The sequence below is a fragment of the Pseudomonas sp. TWR2-1-1 genome (assembly GCF_049897045.1).
Lineage (GTDB): Bacteria > Pseudomonadota > Gammaproteobacteria > Pseudomonadales > Pseudomonadaceae > Aquipseudomonas > Aquipseudomonas versuta.
Genome location: NZ_JAFCVM010000001.1, coordinates 57835 through 80155 on the forward strand (window position 1 = coordinate 57835; position 22321 = coordinate 80155).

Here is a 22321-nt window from a genome sequence, read left to right on the forward strand (position 1 = left end):
ACAATGTCGCCTCTGCGAATTTCCAGTACTCAAACTGATCAGGAGCACACGGTGCCCGTCGTTTTCGTTGCCGCTTGCAAGCTTCCCACCCCCTTTGCCGAATTCACCATGCATGGCTTTCTCGAGAAAGCCACGGGTCGTGAACACGTTGTGCTCAGTTTGGGCGACGTGGCGGACGGCGCTCCGGTTTTAGGCCGGGTGCACTCTGAATGCCTGACTGGCGATGCCTTGTTCAGCCAGCGCTGCGACTGCGGTTCGCAACTCGAAGCCGCCTTGCAGGCCATCGCCCGCGAAGGCCGTGGCGTGTTGCTGTACCTGCGCCAGGAAGGCCGTGGTATTGGCTTGCTGAACAAGGTTCGTGCTTACGAACTGCAAGATGGTGGCGCCGATACGGTTGAGGCCAATGAGCGCCTGGGCTTTGCGGCCGATCAGCGTGATTACGGGATCTGCCTGCCAATGCTGGAGCACATGGGCGTCAAGTCGTTGCGTCTGATGACCAACAACCCGCGTAAGGTCAAAGCCTTGACCGACATGGGCATCACCGTGGCAGAGCGTGTGCCGCTGCACACCGGGCATAACCCGCACAACAAGCTGTACCTGGCGACCAAAGCCAACAAACTCGGGCACATGATGGGCAGCCAACATCAAAACGAGGCCGACCCGGCGTGACCCGTGGTCAGATCCGTCGCCGCATGAGCTTCAGCTGGTGGCAGCAACTGGTACTGACCCTGCTGCCGCTGGTATTGGCCAATTGGTTGTTTGGCAAGTCCGATCCCTTGCTGCCCGGGATGACGATGCCGTTTTTCATTGCCGGTGTCGCGTCGATGTTTGTCACGCTGCGCTTTTTCGGGCCGTATAAGCATGGCCTGATCGCACTGCAAAAAGCCCTTGATACTCCGCAGGAACCCGCTGCCTGGGCCGAGCTTGGCCGTGCCCGCTACGGCGCCTTACTGGCTGCCGGCCTGCCGGTCTGGATCGCCGCGCTCGCGGTGTTTGTCGGGCTTGAAGGCGTGCCGTTGCTGCTGCTGTCAGTGTCGACGCTGGTACTGTTTTACCTCTATCGCATACCGCGCCAGATCGGCTGATGCGCGCCTGGCTAGCGGTGTTGCTGCTGGCCGTCGGTATCCCGGCCGGGGCTGCCACACGGGTGGTCAGCCTGTCACCGTCCTTGTCCGAAATGGTTGTAGAGCTGGGTGCCACCGATCTGCTGGTGGGGCGCCTGGAGGCCGGGGAACCTTTGCCACAGCTGCGCAATGTGCCCTCTGTGGGCCGTTACGGGCAGCTGGACATGGAGCGCCTGCTCAGCCTGCAACCCGACCTGCTGTTGCTCTGGCCGGGGAGCGTTGCAGCTGCCCAGCGCGAACAGCTGCGTCACCTCAACATCCCTACCTACACTGCAGAGCCTGCCAGCCTCGAGCAGTTGGCCGAACAGGTCCAGGCCCTGGCCGTGGCGCTGAATCGCCCCGAGCGCGGCCGTGAACTGGCAGCGCAACTGCGCCAGCGCCTGGCCGGGCTGCGTGCTCAATATCGGCGGGAGATACCGTTACGGGTGTTTTACCAGGTGTGGGATCAGCCGTTGTACACCGTCGGCGGCACACAGATCATCAGTGATGCACTGGCGGTGTGCGGGGCGAGCAATGTGTTTGCCGACCTCAAACTGCCTGCGCCGCAGGTGAGCGTGGAGTCGGTATTGCAGCGCAATCCGCAAGTAATCATTGCCAGCAGCCAGGCGCAACTGGACGCCTGGAAAGCCTGGCCGCAGATCGATGCGGTCAAGCACGGACGTTTGCTGTTATTGACCGATAAAGGTCTCGAACGCCCGAGTGCACAGATGCTCGAAGCAACGGCCCGACTCTGTGAGCAACTGGCTGACTGACTCTCACCCTGTAGGAGCGAGCTTGCTCGCGAGCTCTGCGTATTAAAAGCTCGCGAGCAAGCTCGCTCCTACAGGGGGACGGGGGATATCGGGGTTTTAGAGCGCCGGGGTCCAGGTAACAGCCAGCTGCACGCTGCGGCGCTCTTCCCGGTAACCGTAGTAGCTGCCGTCATAGCTGTAGAGCGCGCGGGTGAAGCTCTTGTCCAGCAGGTTGTCGACTTTCAAATCGAGCCTGACCTCGGAGCTGGCCTTCCAGTTACCGCGCACGCCCAGCAACCCATAACCGCCAATGGGCTGCTTGTTGTCATCGTCATTAAAGCTGCCACTCACCGCCTGCCAGCTGGCGCCGACACCTACCCGGTCGAACTGGCGATCCAGATCCAGGCTCAGGGTGCGGCGGGCACGCCGGCTCAACGTATGGCCGGTGTCGCGATCACGAGGATCGGTAATGGCAACCCCGAGGCTGCTCTGCCAGCCGAACCATTCTTGCTGCAAGGCACTCTCGAATCCGATGATGCGCGCGGCGCCAATGTTCTGCTGAATGAAGTCGGCATCGGCCACAATCGCATCACGAATGTCGGTCCGATACAGCGAAGTTTCCAATCGGCTGCTCTCGCTCAACTGGCTGCGCCATTGCACCTCGTAGCTTTTTGAATGCTCGGGTTTCAGGGCCGGGTTGCCGTATTGCGGGTAGTACAGATCGTTAAACGTCGGCGCCCGGAACCCTTCGCTGTAAGACAGCAGCACATCGTTAGCAGGGTTGAGCGGTACCGTCAGGCTGGCGCTCCAGGTGTTATTGCTGCCGAACTGCTGGTTGTCGTCGTGACGCAGACCCAGTTCGGTAGAGAAATAATCGCCATTGAAGCGGTGCTGGATAAACACGGCGCGATTCCAGCGGCTGTCCTGTTCAAAGACAGTGCTGCTGCGCACGCGATCCTCATAGGCATCGGCACCGAGGATCAATGTGTTTTGATCATTGAGCGTCAGGTTGTTTTGCCAGTTCAGCGAGTCGCGATAGGTGTTGAAGCTGTAGATGTCAGCGCTGAGCTTGTCACGGGTTTTTTCGCGATTTTCGCTGTGGCCCAGTTCCAGGCGCGAATTCCAGCGCTCGGTCAGCTGGGCGTCGATAAAACTGCCCACGCTGCTGATATCAAAGTCACTGTAGAGCTGCTGACCACTGACGGTCATGGTGTCCGGGTCCCAGCGTCCAAACGAATTATCGAGCTCGGTTTTGCCGATGTTCTTCATCGCGGTCAGGCCGACTTCCAGATCATCGCCCAGGGTGTGACTCAGATTCAGACTCAGGGATTTATTGCGGTAAGCATCATGATCGTTGTCGCTGGGGAAGGATTCATGGGTGCGATTGATCCCGGCAGTTTGTTCAAGGCTACCGCTCAGGTTGTAGCGGGTTTGTGCGTCACCACCGGACACGCCGACACTGTTGTCGGTGCTGCCATAACTGCCAACCGAACTGTGCACCCGCAGCTGAGGGGCCTGGTCCGCGCCACGGCGGGTGAAAATCTGGATCACCCCGCCAATTGCATCGCTGCCGTAGATGACCGACCGCGAGCCGCGCAGTACTTCAACACGTTCGATTTGATCGATGTTCAGGTATTGCAGGTTGCTGTCGGCCGAGGTGGCATTGGCCATGCGCTGACCATCCACCAGTACCAGGCTTTGTGCCGATTTGGTGCCGCGAATGTAAATCCCCGGCAAGCCACCGCGGCCACCGCTGCGTGCCACCTGCACGCCTGGAACCCGGCCCAGCAGATCGGTCAGACTGGCAGGTTGCAGCCGATCGATGTCTTCACGGGTGAACACTGTGTTGGCGCTGCTGCTGTCAGAGCGCGCCTCGACCTGGCGGTTGCCGGTGATCAGTGTTTGCCCAAGCTTGAGCGCGTCTTCCCGTTCGAGAGTGTCGGCGAGCAAAGGGCAGGCAGGGATGAAACCGAGGATTAAAGCCAGGCGAAGGTGTTTCATGTTTTTCCAAATCTGAAGGAGCGAGCTTGCCTCGCGAGCTCGTTGGAAAGCTCGCGAGCAAGCTCGCTCCTACAGTAAGTCTGATTGGCTCAGAGCCCCAGCAGCTGCATGCGCTGGCGCACCGAAGCTTCGATACCCGCCGCATCCAGCCCGCATTCAGCCAGCATCTGGCTTGGCTTGGCGTGTTCGACATAGACGTCCGGCAAGCCCAGGTGCAGGACCGACCTGAGCACGTTTTCACGGGCCAGGAACTCGCTGACTGCCGCCCCGGCACCGCCCATGATGGCGTTCTCTTCAATGGTCACCAGTAGCTCATGGCTGTCGGCCATTTCGCGGACCAGTGCTTCATCCATCGGCTTGACGAAGCGCATGTCGACCACGGTGGCATCAATTTTTTCTGCCACCTGCAGCGCTTCGGCCAATTGCACGCCAAATACCAGGATCGCCACCTTGCTGCCTTTGCGACGAATCACGCCTTTGCCGATTTCCAGCGGCTCGAGGGTTTTTTCGATGGCTGCATTGGGCCCGGTGCCGCGCGGGTAACGCACTGCCGCCGGACCGTTGTACAGATGGCCCGTGGTGAGCATTTTGCGCAGTTCGTTTTCATCGCTCGGGGTCATGATCACCATGCCCGGGATGCAACGCAGGTACGACAGGTCAAAGCTGCCGGCATGGGTCGGGCCATCTTCGCCAACCAGACCGGCGCGGTCGATGGCGAACAGCACGTCCAGATTTTGCACGGCGACGTCATGCACCAGCTGGTCGTAACCGCGCTGCAGGAATGTCGAATAGATAGCCACCACAGGCTTGGCGCCTTCGCAGGCCATACCCGCGGCAAAGGTCACGGCGTGTTGTTCTGCAATCGCTACGTCGAAGTAACGCAGCGGGAAACGTTCACTGAACGCGATCAGATCCGAGCCTTCTTTCATGGCCGGCGTAATGCCGACCAGGCGTTGATCGGCGGCAGCCATGTCGCACAGCCACTCGCCAAATACCGCCGAGTACTTCGGCCCGCTCTCAACCTTCGGTGCCGCTTTGGGTGCGTCCAGCGGTTCGAGTTTGGTGATGGCGTGGTAGCCGATCGGGTCAGCCTCGGCCGGAGCAAAGCCCTTGCCCTTTTTGGTGACGATGTGCAGGAACTGCGGCCCCTTGAGGTCGCGCATGTTGCGCAGCGTGGCGATCAGTGTCGGCAGGTCGTGGCCATCGATAGGGCCAATGTAGTTCCAGCCAAGCTCCTCAAACAGGGTGCCGGGCACCAGCATGCCTTTGGCATATTCTTCGGTGCGGCGGGCAATTTCCCACGCACCAGGCAGACGCGACAGCACTTTCTTGCTGCCTTCGCGCATGCTGGCGTAGGTGCGGCTGGAGAGGATTTTGGCCAGGTAGTTGGACAAGCCGCCGACATTGCGCGAGATCGACATGTCGTTGTCATTGAGGATGACCAACATGTTGGCGTTGACTTCAGGCGCGTGGTTCAGGGCTTCAAAGGCCATGCCGGCGGTCAGCGCGCCGTCACCGATCACGGCGATGGCCTTGCGCTCACTGTTTTGCAGGCGCGCGGCAATGGCCATGCCCAAAGCGGCACTGATTGACGTGCTGGAGTGGCCGACGCCAAAGGTGTCGTACTCGCTCTCGGAGCGACGCGGGAAAGCGGCGATCCCGTCTTTCTGGCGCAAGGTCGCCATTTGCTCGCGACGGCCGGTGAGGATTTTGTGCGGATACGCCTGATGGCCCACGTCCCATACCAGCCGGTCATCCGGGGTGTCGAAGACGTAGTGCAGCGCAATCGTCAGTTCAATGACGCCCAGGCCGGCACCAAAATGCCCGCCCGTCTGGCCGACGGTATAGAGCAATTCCTGGCGCAATTCATCGGCCAGGGTTTCCAGCTCGGCTTCGGCCAGCCGGCGCAGGCCCACAGGCGTGCCCGCTCGGTCGAGCAGGGGCGTAGTCGGGCGCTTGCGGGGGATCTCTTGAAACGTCGTTGGCATCAGGCGAATCGTTATAGGCATAGAAGATGGGGCAGTTTACCTTAAGGAACGTAAGCTGCCCACGCGCGGTGGAAATCGTTAGTCAGACCTTGGCATTAGACGCTGTCTGAAAACGCCATATTTTCCAGTTTTAGTGACGACGTTCCACGATGTATCGCGCCAGTGCGCGCAGCGGATCGGCTGTAGTGTCAAAAGATTTCAGCGCATTGAGTGCCTGGTCACGCAACTCCAGCGCATAGTCCTTTGCACCTTGCAGCCCCATCAACGCCGGGTAGGTGGGTTTGTCCCGCGCAATATCGGCCCCCTGGCGTTTGCCCAGGGTCGCGGTATCGCTCTCAACGTCAAGAATGTCGTCCTGCACCTGAAATGCCAGGCCAATCGCCCTTGCATAGAGGTTCAGCGCCTGCAGATCATCTGCACTGGCATGGCCGCTGGCCAGGGCGCCCAACTCTACGCTGGCTTCGATAAGTGCGCCGGTCTTGTGCCGGTGCATGAACTCCAGTGCGGTCTGATCAAGTTTGATCCCCACCGAGCCGAGATCAATTGCCTGCCCGCCGACCATGCCCGCGGGGCCTGCAGCAAGTGCCAGCCCGGCAACCATGCGCAAGCGCGTCTCGGCGTCCAGGGTATTGAGCTGCGGATCCAGCAAAGTGCTGAATGCCAGGCTTTGCAGGCCGTCGCCGGCCAGAATCGCACAGGCTTCGTCGAACGCTTTATGGGTCGTCGGCTGGCCGCGGCGCAGGTCGTCATCGTCCATTGCGGGCAAGTCATCATGCACCAGCGAATAGGCGTGGATCAGTTCTACTGCACAGGCCGCGCCATTGGCTTGCTCAGCTGCAGCGCCCAAGGCTTCGCAGGCGGCATAGGCCAGTAGCGGGCGGACCCGTTTGCCGCCGTTCATCACGCTGTAGCGCATTGCTTCATAGAGGCGGGCCAGCTCCGGAGCCGGAGCGACAAACAAGCGCTCAAGCGCCGCGTTGACGCGGTCCTGGCTGCTGGTCTGGTAGGCATCAATCATTCTGGCTGTTCCGCTTCAAAGGGCTCTTGGGCCAATTCACCATCACGCTCAAGCAGGATTTGTACTTTCTGTTCAGCCTGAGCCAGTGCGCCTTGGCAATCACGGGTCAAGCGGATGCCTTGCTCGAAGGCGGTCAACGAATCTTCCAGTGACAGCTCGCCATTTTCCAGACGCTCGACCAGTGATTGCAGGTCAGCGAGGGACTGTTCGAAATCCAGAGCAACTTTTTTGCGGGCCATAGCGGCATTCTCGGTAGGCGTTAAAACCGGCTGACACTAGCAGACGGCGGGTTTTGGGGCAAATCCCGGGCCGCTAACAGGGCCTGCCCGGCGCCCCGCAATGGCCGCTTACCGATGGCCCTGGCCTTGCGTCAGCCGTCGCCACGCTGATCAGCCCAGCAAGTCCAGTGTGCGGGCGCGGGCTATCGCCTGAATGCGACTGGTCACATGCAATTTGCTGAACAGGTTTTTCAGGTGCCACTTTACGGTTTCTGCCGAGATATCGAGGCTGCGGGCGATTTCCTTGTTGGCCTGGCCCTGGGCAATCAGTTGCAGGATCTGTTGTTCGCGCTCACTCAGGTTTGGCTCGTCGCCGCTCTGTTTATCATCACCGATCGGCTGATCGACGCTTTCGAGCAAGGGGCGCAGGTAGGCGGTTATCGGTGCCCGGGCACTTTTCAGTGAGGCCTGGAGCAGGGCCGGCATGGCTGCTCCCGCATCCAGCAGGGTGCGGCGCAGGTTTTGCCGGCACGCCAGATTGAGCAGCGGTTGCAGGGTTTTCAGGGCGGCTGCCTGATCATCGGGCCATAACGCGCACGCCAGGGCGGCGCGGCTGCGTGCGGCGCGCAGTAACTGGCCCTGGCATTCGTCCTGTTGCAGCAAGGTCTGTAACAGGCTTGCGGCCACCCGCCAGTGTTTTTGCGCAGCGGCGATATGGCATTGCGCCTGGGCGTGGGCACGGCGGATGTCAGGGTGGGAGTGGTCGAGTGCCTGGAACTGCTCCAGTAACCCCAACGCCTGGGGCAGTTGCTCGCAGGCCAGGTGAATGCGTATCTCCTCCACCAGCAGCCAGGCTTGCAGGCGTGGCCAGCGGCGCAGCGTTGCCAGTTGCTGGGCATGCTGCAACAGATAGCGGGCCTGGCCCGGCTCTCCCGTCAAAAGCGCTCTGCGTGACAGACTGGCATACGCGCAAAACAGCGCATCAGGCGGCGCAACGGCATCAATCTGGCTCAGGCGCGGCTCCAGCAGCGTCTGTAGCTGTTGCCATTCTCCACGCTCATACAGCAACTCACCCAACAGCGCCGCCAGCGTTGCGCTGCCGCTCGACTGAGGCCCGGTGAGCTGCTGGGCCGGTGTCAGCGCCTGAAGATAGTACTGTTCGGCACTGTATAAATCGGCTTGGCGCAACTGACTCAAACCCAGCACAAAGGCCCGGTACACACTGACAAAAAGGTTATGCGACGGGGTGGCGGGGCAGGGCATGTGGCGTTGTACCGCTTGTGCCTGCTGGAATTGACCGCGGGTCATGTAGTCATAGCTGAGGATGTTGCAGATCAGCCCGTCGACCCATGTATCACCACAGGGCACTTGAGCCAGCAGGGGTTCGACACGTTCGATGCTCAGGCTGATATTTTCCGCGAACGCCTCGGTGATGGCGCCGATCACCTGGTATTTGATGTTCAGCCTTGAGTTATGCCCCAGGGTCTTGAGCAAGGGCCCCAAGCTATCGAGCAACCCCCGTGAGGCGGCGAAGTGAAAGTGATGGCCCAGGGCCCAGGCCAGATTGAGTTGCAGGTCGATGCGCTGTTCATCCAGGGCTTTGCCACAGGTGTCGGGCATCTGTTGCAGCCAGCGCACCAGTGTGTCGACATCCCCTTCTTCGGCCAGTGACTGGGCGCCCTGGTTGGCGCAATCGTTGCGGCTCCCCAGCTTGCCCGCGGCCAGCGCGTGGCGGATGGCTTCGGCCCAGTACTGATGGCCGGCGAGCCAGTTACTGGCCCGTTCATGCAGCTGAGCCACGTCGATGCCGGTCTGCAACAGGCGCTCATTGAGGGTCTCGACAAACAGCGTGTGGTAACGAAACCACTGGCCCTGGGTATCCAGGGCAAAGATAAACAGGTTGTGCCGTTCAATTTCCTCGAGCATCTGTTGCGCGTCGTCGCGGCCAGTTACCGCATTGCACAGCGAAGGCGTCAGGCGCCCCAAAATCGAAGTCTTGAGTAAAAACGCCTGTAGCGGCAGCGGTAAGGGCGCCAGCACCACATCATGCAGATAGCGTCCTATCTGGCGGTTACCCAGTTGCAAGCGATCCAGATCGCGCAGCGGATCGCTGGGCGCCAGCGCTGCCATCTGGATCCCGGTAATCCAGCCTTCAGTCAGGCTCAGCACGCGCTGAAGGTCGGCCGGGGCAAAACACTGAGTGGTTGCGTGGGCCAGGTAGTCCTGGGTTTCCTCAAGATTGAAACGCAGTGCATTGGTGTCGATTTCAAGCAGTTGATTGCGTGCCTGCAAACGGCTCACAGGCAGTTGCGCAACGCTGCGACTGCCCACCAGCAAGTGCAGGCAACCGGGGGCATGCAGCAGTAACTGCTCCAGGTCCGAGGTAATGCCCGGGTGGTGAATCAGGTGCAGGTCATCCAGCACCAGGTACAGGGGCTCAAGCCGGGCCTGCAAGAGGTTGATCAGCTCACGGATGAATCGGCTGTCGGCCGACGCCATACAGTCAGACAGGGCATCGGCTTCAATTCGCGGTTGCCCGCTGGCCTGGCTCAGGGCGCTCAGCAGATAACGGCGAAAGGTCAGGGGCGTATCGTCCTGCTCGTCCAGGCTGAGCCAGGCCACCCCATGACCCTGCTCGCGCAAAATCTGCGACCACTGCCCCAGTAACGTGGTTTTACCAAACCCTGCCGGGCCGCACACCAGCGCCAGGCAGCGCCCCTCCAGCAGGCTGATTTTTTCCAGAAGCCGCGCTCGTGCCAGCACCGTTCCGACCGAGCGCGGAGGTACCAGCTTGGTGGTTATCAGGGGCAGGCCGTAATTGATGTCAACGCGTTCCGGGCCCGTGGGCAGTTTGGGCAATCTGGCTTGGGTCATTGTTGTTATGTATCCCTCTAGCGTTTGACTGACGCCGCCTCTGGGGGTTGAAGGGTAGCCCCCCCATCGCTCTTAAGCGCCCCCCCCATCCGGGTAGTTATGGCGCGAACTCTAGGCTCATACCGTAAGCGAACGCCATCGTCGTGCGCCTGCGGGGGCTCGATAAATCCAATAAAAAAGCCAAGACAAGAGGGCGAATCCATGTCGCTTAGCAAGTCAGAACTGCTTAAGGCCTATCGCAAAATGCGCGAAATCCGCGTCTTCGAAGAGCGCCTCCACCAGGAAAATACCACCGGTGATATTCCGGGTTTCATTCACCTTTACTGCGGTGAAGAAGCCATCGCCGTGGGCGTTTGCGAAAACCTTGAAGACACCGACTACATCGGCTCGACTCACCGCGGGCATGGGCACTGTATCGCCAAGGGCTGTGACATCCACGGGATGATGGCCGAGATTTTTGGCAAGGATTCGGGGCTGTGCCGTGGCAAGGGCGGTTCGATGCACATTGCCGACCTGAGTAAAGGCATGCTCGGCGCCAACGCCATCGTCGGTGGCGCCCCGCCGCTGGCGATTGGTGCGGCACTGACCGCCAAAACCCTGGGTAACGGTGGCGTCGCGGTGTCTTTCACCGGTGACGGAGGCTCGAACCAGGGGCTGGTATTCGAGGCGATGAACATGGCCGTGGTCCTGCGGTTACCGGTCATTTTCGTCTTCGAGAACAATGGTTTTGGTGAGGCTACCGGTCACGACTATGCCGTCGGCGGGCGTGATATCGCTCACCGTGCAGCAGGTTTCGGCATGCCTGCGGTCAAGGTTGACGGCACCGATTTTTTTGCCGTGCATGAGGCGGTTGCAGTCGCCGTCGAGCGCGCCCGGGCCGGTGAAGGGCCGACCGCCATCGAAGCCATTGCCCATCGCTGGTACGGCCACTTTGAGGGCGACCCGATGCTCTATCGCGCGGACGGTGAAGTCGAACGCCTGCGCCAGGAAAACGATCCGTTGAAAATCTTCAGTCAGCAGGTTGCCGGTCAAATCTCTGTAGAGGAACTGCAAGCCATCGACGCCCAGGTCCAGGCCCTGGTGGACGATGCCGTGGCCAAGGCCCGGGCGGCAGATTTCCCTGCGCTAGAGAGCTTGCTGACCGACGTCTACGTGTCTTACTGAGGATTTGAACCATGGCAATTCGTACTTATCGTGAAGCGGTCAAAGAAGCCCTGGCTCAGGAAATGGCACTCGATGATCGGGTGGTGTTGATTGGCGAAGACGTGTGCGGCGGGCAGGCCGGTACTGCCGAAGTGGGCAGCAAGGGTGAAGCCTTCGGCGGGGTGCTGGGGGTGACCAAAGGCCTGTGGACCGAATTCGGCTCGGCGCGGGTGATCGACACACCGATCACTGAGTCGGCGATTATCGGCATGGCTGCCGGCGCGGCCATGACCGGCCTGCGGCCAGTGGCCGAGTTGATGTTCATGGACTTCTTCGGCGTCTGCCACGACATGCTCTACAACCAGGCGGCCAAGTTCCGCTACATGTTCGGTGGCAAAGCCAAAGCGCCGATGGTGGTACGGGGCATGATCGGTGCCGGTTTCTCGGCGGCGGCGCAGCATTCGCAATCGCCGTATCACATTTTCGCCACCACCCCCGGCCTCAAAGTGGTCGTGCCCTCGTGCCCCTACGACGTTAAAGGCCTGCTGATCCAGGCCATACGCGACGACGACCCGGTGGTGTTCTGCGAGCACAAGGCGCTCTACGACATCAAGGGCGAAGTCCCTGAAGAGCCGTACACCATTCCTTTTGGCGTCGCCAATTACACCCGCGAAGGTACCGACGTGACCATCATTGCCCTCGCGGCAATGGTCCACAAAGCCAACCAGGTGGCAGACAAGCTGGCCGCCGAAGGCATCTCGGTCGAAGTGGTCGACCCCCGCACCGTGTCGCCGCTGGATGAAGACGGCATTCTGGAATCGGTGACCTCCACCGGCCGGGTGGTGATTGTCGATGAGTCGGCAGCACGACTGGGCTTTGCCCACGACCTGGCCGCGCTGATCGCGACCAGAGCGTTCTATCAACTCAAGGCGCCGATCATCATGGTGACGCCGCCGCACACGCCCGTTCCGTTCTCGCCCGTGCTGGAGCAGGCCTGGATTCCCAGTGTGGATCGCATCGAAGCTGCCGTGCGCAAAGTGATGGAGGCCTGAACATGACTGATATCAAGATCATCGAGGTGCCTAAATGGGGGCTGTCGATGGAAGAGGGCACCCTCAACAGTTGGCTGATTGAAGAAGGCGACAGTTTCAGGCTGCATCAGGAAGTCTGCGAAATCGAGACCAGCAAAATTGCCAACGTGCTGGAAGCACCCTTTGCTGGCGTACTGCGCCGCAAGGTTGCGGTGGCCGGGCAAACCCTGCCCGTAGGCGGTGTGCTGGGGGTGGTCGCCGATGCCTCGGTCAGCGATGCCGAGATTGATGCGTTTCTGGCGCTGCGCAGCACCCCGGCCGGCACCGGCGCGCCGCAGCCTGGGGTGGTCGCGGCGACACCGACGGCTCCCGTTGCACCGGCCGTCGCGGTGAAAGCGGCAGAGCCTGTCGCGGCGCCGACAGTGAAATCGGCACAGGGCTGGCAAGTGCCTCAGGCGTTAGCCGGGGCCAGCCCTGAATCGGTGTTTGCCACACCCCACGCCACACGTCTGGCCAAGGAACTGGGGATAGATTTGAGCCGGGTCAGCGGCTCGGGGCCCGAGGGCCGGGTCAGCGTGGCGGATATTCAACAGGCGGTCCGCGACCGCGGCGGCAAGGTCGCGGCCGTTGAACCTGCGCTCAAGGCCAGCGGTCCCGCCCGCTCTCGCAGTGATGACAGCCAGGTGCAGGCAACGCCGCTGGCCCGTCGGCTGGCAGCCAGTCTGGGGGTCAACCTGAATGATTGCCGGGTCACCGGCAGCCGCGCCCGGGTCTGCAAAGCCGATGTTCTGGAAGTCAGCGCGGTGCAGAATCCGCCGGTGGCAGCGCCCGTTGATGCAACACCCGGGCAGGCCGAGGTTGAAGTCTTGCCGATGAGTGGCATGCGCAAGGCGATTGCTGCCCGCCTGCAGGAATCCAAGCGCACGGCGCCGCACTTTCGGCTTCAGGCCGACCTTGATTTGCAAGCCCTGCTGGCGCTACGCAGCGAGCTGAATGCCAGTACTCCGGCGATCAAGCTGTCGGTCAACGACTTGTTGATAAAAGCCTGCGCGCTGGCGCTGGTTAAAGTGCCGGACGTGAATGTGCAATTCGACGAAGCGCGTCAGGCCGTGCTGCGTTTCAGCGATGCCGATATCTCGGTGGCCGTAGCATTGCCCGGCGGTTTGATCACCCCCATCGTGCGCCAGGCCAACCGTAAAAGCCTGCGGCAAATATCCGAAGAAATGCTGGGTCTGGTGACCCGGGCCAAGGCCGGTACGCTCAAGCCGCAGGAGTTTCAGGGCGGCACGTTCAGTATTTCCAATCTGGGCATGCTGGGGGTCAGCCAGTTCGACGCCATCATCAACCCGCCCCAGGGCGCAATTCTGGCTATCGGTGCCGGCGAGCAGCGGGCAGTGGCGCACAACGGAGAAGTCGCGGTGCGCACACTTATGACCGTAACCCTGTCCTGCGACCACCGGGTGATTGATGGTGCGCAGGGGGCGGCGTTCCTCGCCGAACTCAAGCGCCTGGTACAGACCCCAAGCCTGATGATGCTCTAGGAGCGACCATGACTGACAAATTTGATGTGGTGGTCATCGGCGGCGGTCCCGGGGGCTACGTCGCGGCGATTCGTGCCGCGCAACTGGGCCTGAGTACCGCACTGGTCGAACAGCAACATCTGGGCGGTATTTGCCTGAACTGGGGCTGCATTCCGACCAAGGCGATGCTCAAGGGGGCTGAAGTCGCGCACACCTTAAAACACCTGCCGACCTTTGGTTTCAGTGCCGAGAACATTCAGTTTGATATTGCGCAACTGGTTGCCCACAGCCGGGGCGTGTCGCAGCGGCTGACCTCGGGTATCGCTTACCTGTTGAAAAAGAACGGGGTCCGGGTGGTCGATGGCCGCGGCCGCGTTACGGCTAAAGGCCGGGTCAGCGTGACCACGCAGGCGGGCGATCAGGAACTGCAGGCGCGGCACATCATTCTGGCCACCGGCGCCCGGCCCAGAGCCTTGCCCGGGCTGGCCGCCGATGGTCATAAAATCTGGAGTTACTTCGAAGCGCTGGTGCCCCAGAGTGTTCCGCCGTCGTTGCTGGTGATCGGCTCCGGGGCCATTGGCGTGGAGTTCGCCAGCCTGTACAGCGACCTGGGCAGCCAGGTGACCCTGGTGGAAGTGGCCAGGCAAATCATGCCGGTCGAGGATCAGGAAGTGGCCAGCCTGGTTCAGCGCGAGTTCGAACAGCGCGGTATTCGGGTCCTGACTCAGGCCCGGGTCAGCGCGGTGCAGGGGGAGGTCGGCGCCCTGCAGTGCCGGGTTGCGCTCAGTGATGGCAGCGAGCAGACCTTGCAGGTGTCCCAGGTATTGCTGGCCGCCGGGATCGAACCCAATACCGGTGACATGGGGCTCGAAGCGTTGGGCGTTGAGTTCGAAAACGGCTTCATCAAGACCGACCCGTGGTGCCGTACCAACGTGGCAGGGCTGTATGCCATTGGCGATGTGGCCGGAGCGCCGTGCCTGGCGCACAAGGCCAGCCATGAAGGTGTGTTTTGCGTGGAAAAACTGGCGGGCGTTGACGGGGTTCACCCGCTGGATAAAACCCGCATTCCCGGCTGCACCTATGCCAGGCCCGAGGTCGCCAGCCTGGGGCTTACCGAACTGGCCGCCAGAGCCGGGGGGCATAACATCGCCGTGGGCCGTTTCGACTATCAGGCCAACGGCAAGGCGCTGGCCATGGGCGAAGGCAAAGGCTTCGTGAAGACCATATTCGATGCCGACAGTGGCGAATTGCTGGGCGCCCACATGGTCGGGCCGCACGTGACCGAGCAGATTCAGGGGTTCGGTATTGCCCGGGCACTGGAAGCCACGGATGTGGAATTAAGCCAGGTGATTTTTGCCCACCCGACCCTCAGTGAAGCCATGCATGAAGCCGTGCTGGCAGCGAGAGACCGTGCCCTGCATCAATAGCCAAGGGTGTGAACCCGCTATGGTAAGAGCGGCAGGATCTGGATCAATTGTTGAAAGGAAACCAACGAATGAAACTCTCTGGAAAGATTGCACTGGTAACGGGTGGCGCACAGGGCATCGGGCGCGGCATTGCACTGCGCCTGGCCAAGGACGGTGCCGATATTGCACTGGTTGACCTCAATCCTGAAAAGCTGGCGCAGGTCGCCAAAGAGGTGGAAGCCCTCGGGCGCAAAGCCACCACTTTTGTGGCCGACGTGGGTGACCGTGAACAAGTATTTGCCGCTGTTGATTACGCCCACAACGAACTGGGCGGGCTGGACATCATGGTCAACAATGCGGGTATCTCCCAGGTCAAGCCGCTGGCGGATGTCACCCAGGAGGAGGTGGAGCGAATCTACCGGATCAACGTTCAGGGCACCCTGTGGGGGATTCAGGCGGCGGCAGAGAAGTTCAGGGCACTCAAGCGCAAGGGCAAAATCATTAATGCCAGCTCCATTGCCGGCCACGAAGGTTATGCGCTGCTGGGGGTTTACTCCTCGACCAAGTTTGCCGTGCGGGCCCTGACCCAGGCGGCTGCCAAAGAGCTGGCGGTGCACGGCATTACGGTCAACGCCTATTGCCCCGGCGTCGTGGGTACCGATATGTGGGTGGATATCGACAAGCGCATGGCAGAGCTCACGGGCGCCCCGATTGGTGCGACCTATGACAAGTTTGTCAGTGGTATTGCGTTGGGCCGGGCAGAAACCCCGGACGACGTGGCCGCTTTTGTGTCGTATCTGGCCAGCCCGGATGCGGACTACATGACCGGCCAGGCGCCGTTGATCGATGGCGGGCTGGTGTTCCGCTAGTCCTGCGGTCCAGGCAATGCCCCTTGTGGGAGCTGCTTTGTCAGCGGATCGCGAGCAAGCTCGCTCCTACAGGTTTTGGGGTTGAGGTTTGGATTGTGTCGGTTAGCAGAACCCTTGTGGGAGCTGGCTTGCCAGCGATGGCATCGCTGCGGTCTGGCTGCCGGACCGCAGTGTCAGCGGATCGCGAGCAAACTCGCTCCTACAGGTTTTGGGGTTGAGGTTTGGATTGTGTCGGCTGGCAGAACCCTTGTGGGAGCTGGCTTGCCAGCGATGGCATCGCTGCGGTCTGGCTGTCGGACCGCAGTTACAGGTTTTGGGTTTTTTTTGGGGGGGTGGCAGGCATCAACCCTGGTCAGGCGCTGTAGTCGGCCTGTTGATCGGCGATCAGGGTGAGCGCCGCGTCCCATGCCAGTTGCACTATCCCTTGTGCATCATCCTGCTCAAACTGACGCGCCGTGTGCTCACATACGTGTGGCGCCGGCTGCAGCAGTTTGCCGCCTCCGGCCAGGGCCTGGATCTGCGCCTGGCAGGCTCTTTCCAGAAAGTAGATGTTCTGAAAGGCATCGGCGACGCTGCTACCGGCGGCCAGTAATCCATGGTTGCGCAGGATCATGGCCGAATGCGTGCCCAGGTCGGCCACCAGCCGTTCGCGCTCGGCCGTGTCCAGGGCTATCCCTTCGTAGTCGTGATACGCCAGCCGGTTATAAAACTTCAGTGCATGCTGGCTGATGGGCCTCAGGCCATCGGCCTGTGCCGACACGGCCATGCCGGCGGCGGTGTGGGTATGGATCACGCAATGCAGGTCCGGTCGGGCGGCATGGATGGCCGAGTGGATCACGAACCCGGCACGATTGACCCGGTGATCCGGGAACAGGGTATCCACCACTTGGCCTTCGCTGTTGATCTTCACCAGATCACTGGCTGTCATATGCTCAAAGAGCACGCCATAGCGGTTGATCAGGAAGTGCCCGGAGCCGTCTTCCAGACGCAGGGAAATATGGGTGTCGATCAAGTCGGTCATACGAAAATGTGCAATCAGGCGGTACAGCGCCGCCAGTTCACAGCGCGCAGCCCATTCCATTGCATCGGCGTCCTGGGGTAAATCGTGCATGGCTTTGATCCGCAAAAGAGTAAGGTCTGACGTATCGTCGTCGGGTATTTTTACGAGATAACGCCGCGACCTTACAATTCGCCATTTCTTATAGTGATTATTCGTCAGCCCAATTAAAGGTATTGCCGTGACCGCTTCCAACCACCCTTGTGGCGTAACGCCTGCTGGCCGTCGGCCCTTGAGCGAGCGGGTGGACTGGAACCTGTTGCGCACCTTCCAGATGATCGCCCAGGAAATGAGCATCAGCCGGGCTGCGGTGCGGCTTCATTTGTCCCAGCCGGCCGTGACCCAGGCGTTGAAACGCTTGGAGGAGCAAATCGGCGTGGCGCTGATCGAGCGCAACGGCCCGCGCTTTCAATTGACCCGCGCGGGTGTCGAAACCCTGAAAATCGCGGGTGAGGTGCACGGCCATTTTGGTCAGCTGCAAGCCGCAGTCGAGGCCGCCAGCGACCAGGTCATCGGTCAGGTCCGGCTGCTGTCGGTGAGCGGCATTGAGTGCCCGGCCTATGACCGTTTTCTGGCTGCACTGCATCGCGATTATCCCGGCATCACCCTTGAGATCGAGGTGCGCTCCAGCGAAGCGATTCTCAGTGCCCTGAGCCATAAAACCGCCACTTTCGGCCTGGCGGTCAACCGCAGTACTTACCCGTGGTTGCACCAGCAATGCCTGACGACCGAGCGCTACCGCTTTTATTGCAGCGACCAGCACCCGCTGTTCGGGCGCAGCGACCTGACCCTGAGCGATCTGCGCCTGGAACCCTTGATCGTCATCACCGGAGACTTGCTGGGTGGCAACCTGTCGCCACTCGCAGAATTCCGTGACCGACATTCATTGTCGGGAGACATCGTCGCGTCCACGGCCGATATTCAGGAGGCGTTGCGTCTGGTGCTGGCCGGTTTTGGCATTGGCTGCCTGCCCGACCATGTCTGCCTGGATAGCCGGGTCGCCGCGCGCCTTTGGCCGCTGCCGCCCGAGGAGGAGGTCTGCGCGATGGATATCAACCTGCTCTGGCATGCAGACCAGCGCCTGAGCCAGGCCGAAGCCGTATTTTTACAGCGGTTGCGCAATGCCCCCGGTGTAGTCGCTGACGAGCAGCGCGAGGCTGCGATCGGGCAACGCCCGTAAAACCTCACATCCCGTAGCAGGGGATATACCTGGATGGTTGCTTGGGTGTCTTTAACGACTCGCAGCCTCGCGCTGCTCGGCAGCGGCTACGGTATTCGGTATTCATCGCTCAGGGTCCAAGCCCTTGACCTTGCCATACTGGGAAGCTTCAGGATCGACTCAATTTCAAGGAGAATTGCCAATGGCTAGCGTTTCGCTTCAACCAGAGTCCAAAACATCCGGCGCTGTGGGGGCGCGTCTGAGTCTGCCGGTTGAAGGCATGACGTGCGCCTCGTGCGTCGGTCGGGTCGAACGTGCGCTCAAGGCGGTACCGGGCGTGCAGTTGGCCGCGGTCAATCTGGCCACCGAGCGCGCCGATGTTACCTTCAGCGCTGCGGCCGATCTGCAGGCGGTGGTAGATGCCATCGAGCGCGCGGGCTACTCAGTGCGTGAAGAAACCACCGAGCTGGCAATCGAAGGCATGACCTGTGCCTCGTGTGTGGGCCGGGTCGAGAAGGCGCTGGCGAAGGTGCCCGGCGTGCGTCAGGCCAGTGTCAATCTGGCCACCGAGCGCGCGCAGGTGGTTCATCTGGCCGGGGCTGTCTGCGCTGCCGACCTTGAGGCCGCCGTCGAGCGGGCGGGGTACACGGCCCGCCGTGTGTCCGCCGATACCCCGGATGCGGGTGAGCAGGACGACCAGCGGCGCGAGGGCGAGGCCCGGGGGCTGCAGCGCTCCTTGCTGATTGCCGCCATCCTCAGCTTGCCGGTGTTCATTCTGGAGATGGGCTCGCACCTGATCCCCGCCATGCATCATTGGGTGATGACAGTCATCGGTCAGCAGACCAACTGGTACATCCAGTTCGTGCTGGCCACGCTGGTGCTGTTCGGACCGGGGCTGCGTTTTTTCCGCAAGGGTGTTCCGGCACTGCTGCGCGGTGCTCCGGACATGAACTCGCTGGTGGCAGTCGGGACCTCGGCGGCTTACGGTTATTCGCTTGTCGCGACCTTTGCGCCTCAAGTGCTGCCCCAAGGCACCGCCAACGTATATTTCGAAGCGTCCGCGGTCATCGTCACCCTTATTTTGCTTGGCCGCTCGCTGGAGGCCCGGGCCAAGGGCCGAACCTCACAGGCGATCAAACGTCTGGTCGGGCTGCAGGCCAAAACCGCACGCGTAGAGCGCAACGGTAAAACCCTTGAACTGCCCCTCGATCAAGTGACAACCGGGGATGTGGTGCTGGTGCGTCCGGGCGAGAAAATTGCCCTCGACGGCGAGATTGTCGAAGGTGCCTCCTATGTCGACGAGAGCATGATCAGCGGGGAACCGGTGCCGGTGCATAAAACTGCTGGCGCTGAAGTGATTGGCGGCACGATCAACAAGACCGGGGCATTCAGTTTTCGCGTGACCCGGATCGGGGCCAACACAGTGCTGGCGCAGATCATCCGCCTGGTCGAACAGGCCCAGGGTTCCAAGCTGCCGATCCAGGCGCTGGTGGACAAGGTCACCATGTGGTTTGTCCCGGCCGTGATGGCGGCGGCCACGTTGACCTTTCTGATCTGGCTGATCTTCGGGCCTACGCCGGCGCTGACCTTTGCTCTGGTCAATGCGGTGGCGGTACTCATCATTGCCTGCCCGTGTGCGATGGGGCTGGCCACGCCCACCTCGATCATGGTCGGTACGGGGCGTGCGGCCGAGCTGGGGGTGCTGTTTCGTAAAGGCGAGGCCTTGCAGGCGCTGCGTGACGTGAGCGTGATCGCCCTCGACAAGACCGGCACCCTGACCAAGGGCCGCCCGGAACTGACCGATCTGGTACCTGGCGAAGGTTTTGATTACGACGAAGTGCTGGGGTTGGTGGCGGCGGTCGAAACCCGCTCCGAGCACCCGATCGGCGAAGCCATCGTCAGCGCGGCACAACAGCGTGGCCTGGTGATTGATGCCATTGACCGCTTCGAGGCGACGCCGGGTTTCGGCGTGACGGCCAAGGTGTCGGGGCGGACCGTGTCCGTCGGTGCCGACCGTTTCATGACGCAACTGGGGCTGGATGTGTCGAGCTTTGTCGCGACGGCTCAGCGTTTGGGCGAGCAGGGCAAGAGCCCGCTGTATGCCGCTATCGACGGCCGTCTGGCGGCGGTGATCGCAGTCGCTGACCCGATCAGGGAAACCACCCTCGAGGCGATCAAGGCGCTGCACGCACTTGGCCTCAGAGTGGCGATGATCACCGGTGACAACGCGGCCACGGCCAATGCCATCGCCCGCCAGTTGGGGATTGACGAGGTGGCCGCCGAGGTCCTGCCCGACGGCAAAGTCGCGGCGCTGAAGAAATTCCGGGTCAATGGTGCGCGGGTGGCGTTTGTCGGCGACGGCATCAACGACGCCCCGGCCCTGGCCGAAGCGGACGTGGGGCTGGCCATCGGCACCGGTACCGATGTGGCCATCGAGGCGGCTGACGTGGTGCTGATGTCAGGTGACCTGCGAGGCGTACCGAATGCCATCGCGTTGAGTCAGGCGACGATCCGCAACATCAAGCAGAACCTGTTCTGGGCGTTCGCGTACAACGCAGTGTTGATCCCGGTCGCGGCGGGAGCGTTGTACCCGCTGAACGGCACACTGCTGTCACCGATCTTTGCGGCGGCCGCGATGGCGCTTTCCAGCATCTTCGTGCTGGCCAACGCGCTCCGGCTCAAGGGCTTCAAGGCGCCGATGGCGGTGAGTGGCGTGTAGGACTTTTCTGTGAGAGCGGGCTGGGGTCTGCCTGAAAGATCGCAGCGCTTGTGGCTCGCGAGCAAGCTCGCTCCGGCAGGGTCTATGCGAGCTCTCTGTGGGAGCTGGCTTGCCAGCGATGGCAGCACTGGGGTCTGCCTGAAAGATCGCAGCGCTTGTGGCTCGCGAGCAAGCTCGCTCCTACAGGGTCTATGCGAGCTCTCTGTGGGAGCTGGCTTGCCAGCGATGGCTGCACTGGGGTCTGCCTGAAAGATCACAGCGCTTGTGGCTCGCGAGCAAGCTCGCTCCTACAGGGTCTATGCGAGCTCTCTGCGGGAGCTGGCTTGCCAGCGATGGCTGCACTGAGGTCTACCTGAAAGATCACAGCGCTTGTGGCTCGCGAGCAAGCTCGCTCCTACAGGGTCTATGCGAGCTCTCTGTGGGAGCTGGCTTGCCAGCGATGGCAGCACTGGAGTCTGCCTGAAATATCGCAGCGCTTGTGGCTCGCGAGCAAGCTCGCTCCTGCAGGGTCTATGCGGACTCTCTGTGGGAGCTGGCTTGCCAGCGATGGCAGCACTGGGGTCTGCCTGAAAGATCGCAGTGTTCGTGGCTCGCGAGCAAGCTCGCTCCTACAGGGTCTATGCGGACTCTCTGTGGGAGCTGGCTTGCCAGCGATGGCAGTACTGGGGTCTGCCTGAAAGATCGCAGTGTTTGTGGCTCGCGAGTAAGCTCGCTCCTGCAGGGTCTATGCGGACTCTCTGTGGGAGCTGGCTTGCCAGCGATGGCAGCACTGGGGGCTGTCGCAAAGATCGCAGTGCTTGTGGCTCGCGAGCAAGCTCGCTCCTACAGGGGTTGGGTTTGACCCGCTTGCTTCAGTGGGTGGTTACCCCGTCCAGTGACTTGTCGACATAGGCTTTGGCCAGTTCCAGCAAATAGGCGATCGACAACACCCGATCCCGTGCCGCTCCGTCCAGGCCATTGCCTGCCTCACTTGCCGTGGCACCTGCGCAGCGCAACAGCTCTGACGCTTGGGCCAGCGCGGCTTCTAAATTGACGCTGTCGGGGATGGCATACAGGGCCGTGACCACGGGGCGATCAGGCTTGGGGTTGGGGAAGTAGTAATTGAGGGCGCGATCGGCGGCGGCACGGTCCAGCAACTGTTGATCGCTTGGCGCAGTATCTTGCAGGGTGAAAGAAGGCGGGTCGGGGACAATCTTCTTCATGGCTCAACTCCAGATACATCGACAGGAGCTGCCACTTGTCGCGACTAAACGAGTGGGTGGCAGCCGTACGCAGGTTAGTCGACCGGTGCATCTGGAAACCGGTGCGCCCGAGGGCGCCCTGCGCACGGCCACCATAAAGCGGAGGCCGAAAAAAAGCGCCTCGCTAAAGGTGGCGCTGATGCGCCAGATGACAAACCGGGCGACTAAACCCGATCGCTGATTTGCAGCGATGGGCCCAGACTATGCCCCGATTTGAGCAGG

General features: G+C 61.5%; 17 protein-coding genes. 10 read left to right on the forward strand and 7 right to left on the reverse strand.

Annotated elements, in window-relative coordinates; genetic code table 11:
• Positions 1–51 precede the first annotated feature (51 nt).
• From ribA to ACP7BO_RS00375, 3 genes are read left to right on the forward strand one after another with little or no spacing between them, the layout of a single operon-like run.
• A complete protein-coding gene (gene ribA / locus ACP7BO_RS00365; RefSeq protein ID WP_426208028.1) occupies positions 52–669 on the forward strand; it encodes a GTP cyclohydrolase II in 618 nt (205 codons plus the stop codon).
• Positions 666–1085 (forward strand): MFS transporter, encoded by a 420-nt coding sequence (locus ACP7BO_RS00370; RefSeq protein ID WP_426208030.1) that lies wholly within the window; start codon positions 666–668, stop codon positions 1083–1085. Before ribA ends, ACP7BO_RS00370 begins: the two co-directional genes overlap by 4 nt.
• Positions 1085–1876: a cobalamin-binding protein gene (locus ACP7BO_RS00375; protein ID WP_426208032.1), complete on the forward strand. Its 792-nt coding sequence runs from the start codon at positions 1085–1087 to the stop codon at positions 1874–1876. Before ACP7BO_RS00370 ends, ACP7BO_RS00375 begins: the two co-directional genes overlap by 1 nt.
• 96 nt (positions 1877–1972) lie before the next feature.
• Here ACP7BO_RS00375 and ACP7BO_RS00380 read toward each other — a convergent pair whose 3' ends face one another.
• The 5 genes from ACP7BO_RS00380 to ACP7BO_RS00400 all read right to left on the reverse strand — a co-directional run bounded on the left by ACP7BO_RS00380 (position 1973) and on the right by ACP7BO_RS00400 (position 9954).
• Positions 1973–3856: a TonB-dependent receptor domain-containing protein gene (locus tag ACP7BO_RS00380; protein WP_426208033.1), complete on the reverse strand. Its 1884-nt coding sequence runs from the start codon at positions 3854–3856 to the stop codon at positions 1973–1975.
• A gap of 89 nt (positions 3857–3945) precedes the next feature.
• On the reverse strand, positions 3946–5844 hold the full coding sequence (dxs, locus tag ACP7BO_RS00385) for a 1-deoxy-D-xylulose-5-phosphate synthase (protein ID WP_426208035.1): 1899 nt from the start codon (positions 5842–5844) through the stop codon (positions 3946–3948).
• A 130-nt stretch (positions 5845–5974) separates the two neighbouring features.
• Complete coding sequence (ispA, locus tag ACP7BO_RS00390) at positions 5975–6862, reverse strand: (2E,6E)-farnesyl diphosphate synthase (protein ID WP_060696782.1); 888 nt, start codon at positions 6860–6862, stop codon at positions 5975–5977.
• Positions 6859–7101 carry an exodeoxyribonuclease VII small subunit gene (locus ACP7BO_RS00395; protein WP_003444260.1) on the reverse strand — a complete coding sequence of 81 codons (243 nt, stop codon included), beginning with the start codon at positions 7099–7101 and terminating at the stop codon, positions 6859–6861. The genes ispA and ACP7BO_RS00395 overlap by 4 nt, the downstream gene beginning before the upstream one ends.
• Before the next feature lie 150 nt (positions 7102–7251).
• Positions 7252–9954 carry a LuxR C-terminal-related transcriptional regulator gene (locus ACP7BO_RS00400; protein ID WP_426208038.1) on the reverse strand — a complete coding sequence of 901 codons (2703 nt, stop codon included), beginning with the start codon at positions 9952–9954 and terminating at the stop codon, positions 7252–7254.
• Positions 9955–10155: 201 nt separating this feature from the next.
• On the opposite strand from ACP7BO_RS00400, the gene ACP7BO_RS00405 reads away from it, so the two are divergent.
• The 5 genes from ACP7BO_RS00405 (at position 10156) to ACP7BO_RS00425 (ending at position 15923) form a co-directional block, all read left to right on the forward strand.
• Positions 10156–11118 (forward strand): thiamine pyrophosphate-dependent dehydrogenase E1 component subunit alpha, encoded by a 963-nt coding sequence (locus ACP7BO_RS00405; RefSeq protein ID WP_426208040.1) that lies wholly within the window; start codon positions 10156–10158, stop codon positions 11116–11118.
• Between the two features lie 11 nt (positions 11119–11129).
• A complete protein-coding gene (locus ACP7BO_RS00410; RefSeq protein WP_397455655.1) occupies positions 11130–12149 on the forward strand; it encodes an alpha-ketoacid dehydrogenase subunit beta in 1020 nt (339 codons plus the stop codon).
• A 2-nt stretch (positions 12150–12151) separates the two neighbouring features.
• Positions 12152–13669 carry a 2-oxo acid dehydrogenase subunit E2 gene (locus tag ACP7BO_RS00415; protein WP_426208042.1) on the forward strand — a complete coding sequence of 506 codons (1518 nt, stop codon included), beginning with the start codon at positions 12152–12154 and terminating at the stop codon, positions 13667–13669.
• A gap of 8 nt (positions 13670–13677) precedes the next feature.
• Entirely contained in the window at positions 13678–15075 is a 1398-nt protein-coding gene (lpdA, locus tag ACP7BO_RS00420) for a dihydrolipoyl dehydrogenase (RefSeq protein ID WP_426208044.1), read from the forward strand.
• A gap of 68 nt (positions 15076–15143) precedes the next feature.
• Positions 15144–15923 carry an acetoin reductase gene (locus ACP7BO_RS00425; protein WP_397455659.1) on the forward strand — a complete coding sequence of 260 codons (780 nt, stop codon included), beginning with the start codon at positions 15144–15146 and terminating at the stop codon, positions 15921–15923.
• A 352-nt stretch (positions 15924–16275) separates the two neighbouring features.
• On the opposite strand, the gene ACP7BO_RS00430 is transcribed toward ACP7BO_RS00425, so the two are convergent.
• Complete coding sequence (locus tag ACP7BO_RS00430; protein WP_426208047.1) at positions 16276–17034, reverse strand: class II aldolase/adducin family protein; 759 nt, start codon at positions 17032–17034, stop codon at positions 16276–16278.
• Between the two features lie 127 nt (positions 17035–17161).
• On the opposite strand from ACP7BO_RS00430, the gene ACP7BO_RS00435 reads away from it, so the two are divergent.
• Positions 17162–18160: a LysR family transcriptional regulator gene (locus ACP7BO_RS00435; protein WP_426208049.1), complete on the forward strand. Its 999-nt coding sequence runs from the start codon at positions 17162–17164 to the stop codon at positions 18158–18160.
• Between the two features lie 181 nt (positions 18161–18341).
• Complete coding sequence (locus ACP7BO_RS00440) at positions 18342–20858, forward strand: heavy metal translocating P-type ATPase (RefSeq protein ID WP_426208051.1); 2517 nt, start codon at positions 18342–18344, stop codon at positions 20856–20858.
• A gap of 851 nt (positions 20859–21709) precedes the next feature.
• Here ACP7BO_RS00440 and ACP7BO_RS00445 read toward each other — a convergent pair.
• Positions 21710–22060 carry a DUF6124 family protein gene (locus ACP7BO_RS00445; protein WP_426208053.1) on the reverse strand — a complete coding sequence of 117 codons (351 nt, stop codon included), beginning with the start codon at positions 22058–22060 and terminating at the stop codon, positions 21710–21712.
• Positions 22061–22321 lie beyond the last annotated feature (261 nt).

Coding starts and splice junctions, on each gene's coding strand:
- lpdA (WP_426208044.1), top strand. CDS start 13,678: ATGACTGACAAATTTGATGTGGTGGTCATCGGCGGCGGTCCCGGGGGC.
- ACP7BO_RS00425 (WP_397455659.1), top strand. CDS start 15,144: ATGAAACTCTCTGGAAAGATTGCACTGGTAACGGGTGGCGCACAGGGC.
- ACP7BO_RS00380 (WP_426208033.1), bottom strand. CDS start 3,856: ATGAAACACCTTCGCCTGGCTTTAATCCTCGGTTTCATCCCTGCCTGC.
- ACP7BO_RS00430 (WP_426208047.1), bottom strand. CDS start 17,034: ATGCACGATTTACCCCAGGACGCCGATGCAATGGAATGGGCTGCGCGC.
- ACP7BO_RS00405 (WP_426208040.1), top strand. CDS start 10,156: ATGTCGCTTAGCAAGTCAGAACTGCTTAAGGCCTATCGCAAAATGCGC.
- ACP7BO_RS00440 (WP_426208051.1), top strand. CDS start 18,342: ATGGCTAGCGTTTCGCTTCAACCAGAGTCCAAAACATCCGGCGCTGTG.
- ACP7BO_RS00445 (WP_426208053.1), bottom strand. CDS start 22,060: ATGAAGAAGATTGTCCCCGACCCGCCTTCTTTCACCCTGCAAGATACT.
- dxs (WP_426208035.1), bottom strand. CDS start 5,844: ATGCCAACGACGTTTCAAGAGATCCCCCGCAAGCGCCCGACTACGCCC.
- ACP7BO_RS00415 (WP_426208042.1), top strand. CDS start 12,152: ATGACTGATATCAAGATCATCGAGGTGCCTAAATGGGGGCTGTCGATG.
- ACP7BO_RS00410 (WP_397455655.1), top strand. CDS start 11,130: ATGGCAATTCGTACTTATCGTGAAGCGGTCAAAGAAGCCCTGGCTCAG.
- ACP7BO_RS00395 (WP_003444260.1), bottom strand. CDS start 7,101: ATGGCCCGCAAAAAAGTTGCTCTGGATTTCGAACAGTCCCTCGCTGAC.
- ACP7BO_RS00400 (WP_426208038.1), bottom strand. CDS start 9,954: ATGACCCAAGCCAGATTGCCCAAACTGCCCACGGGCCCGGAACGCGTT.
- ispA (WP_060696782.1), bottom strand. CDS start 6,862: ATGATTGATGCCTACCAGACCAGCAGCCAGGACCGCGTCAACGCGGCG.
- ACP7BO_RS00375 (WP_426208032.1), top strand. CDS start 1,085: ATGCGCGCCTGGCTAGCGGTGTTGCTGCTGGCCGTCGGTATCCCGGCC.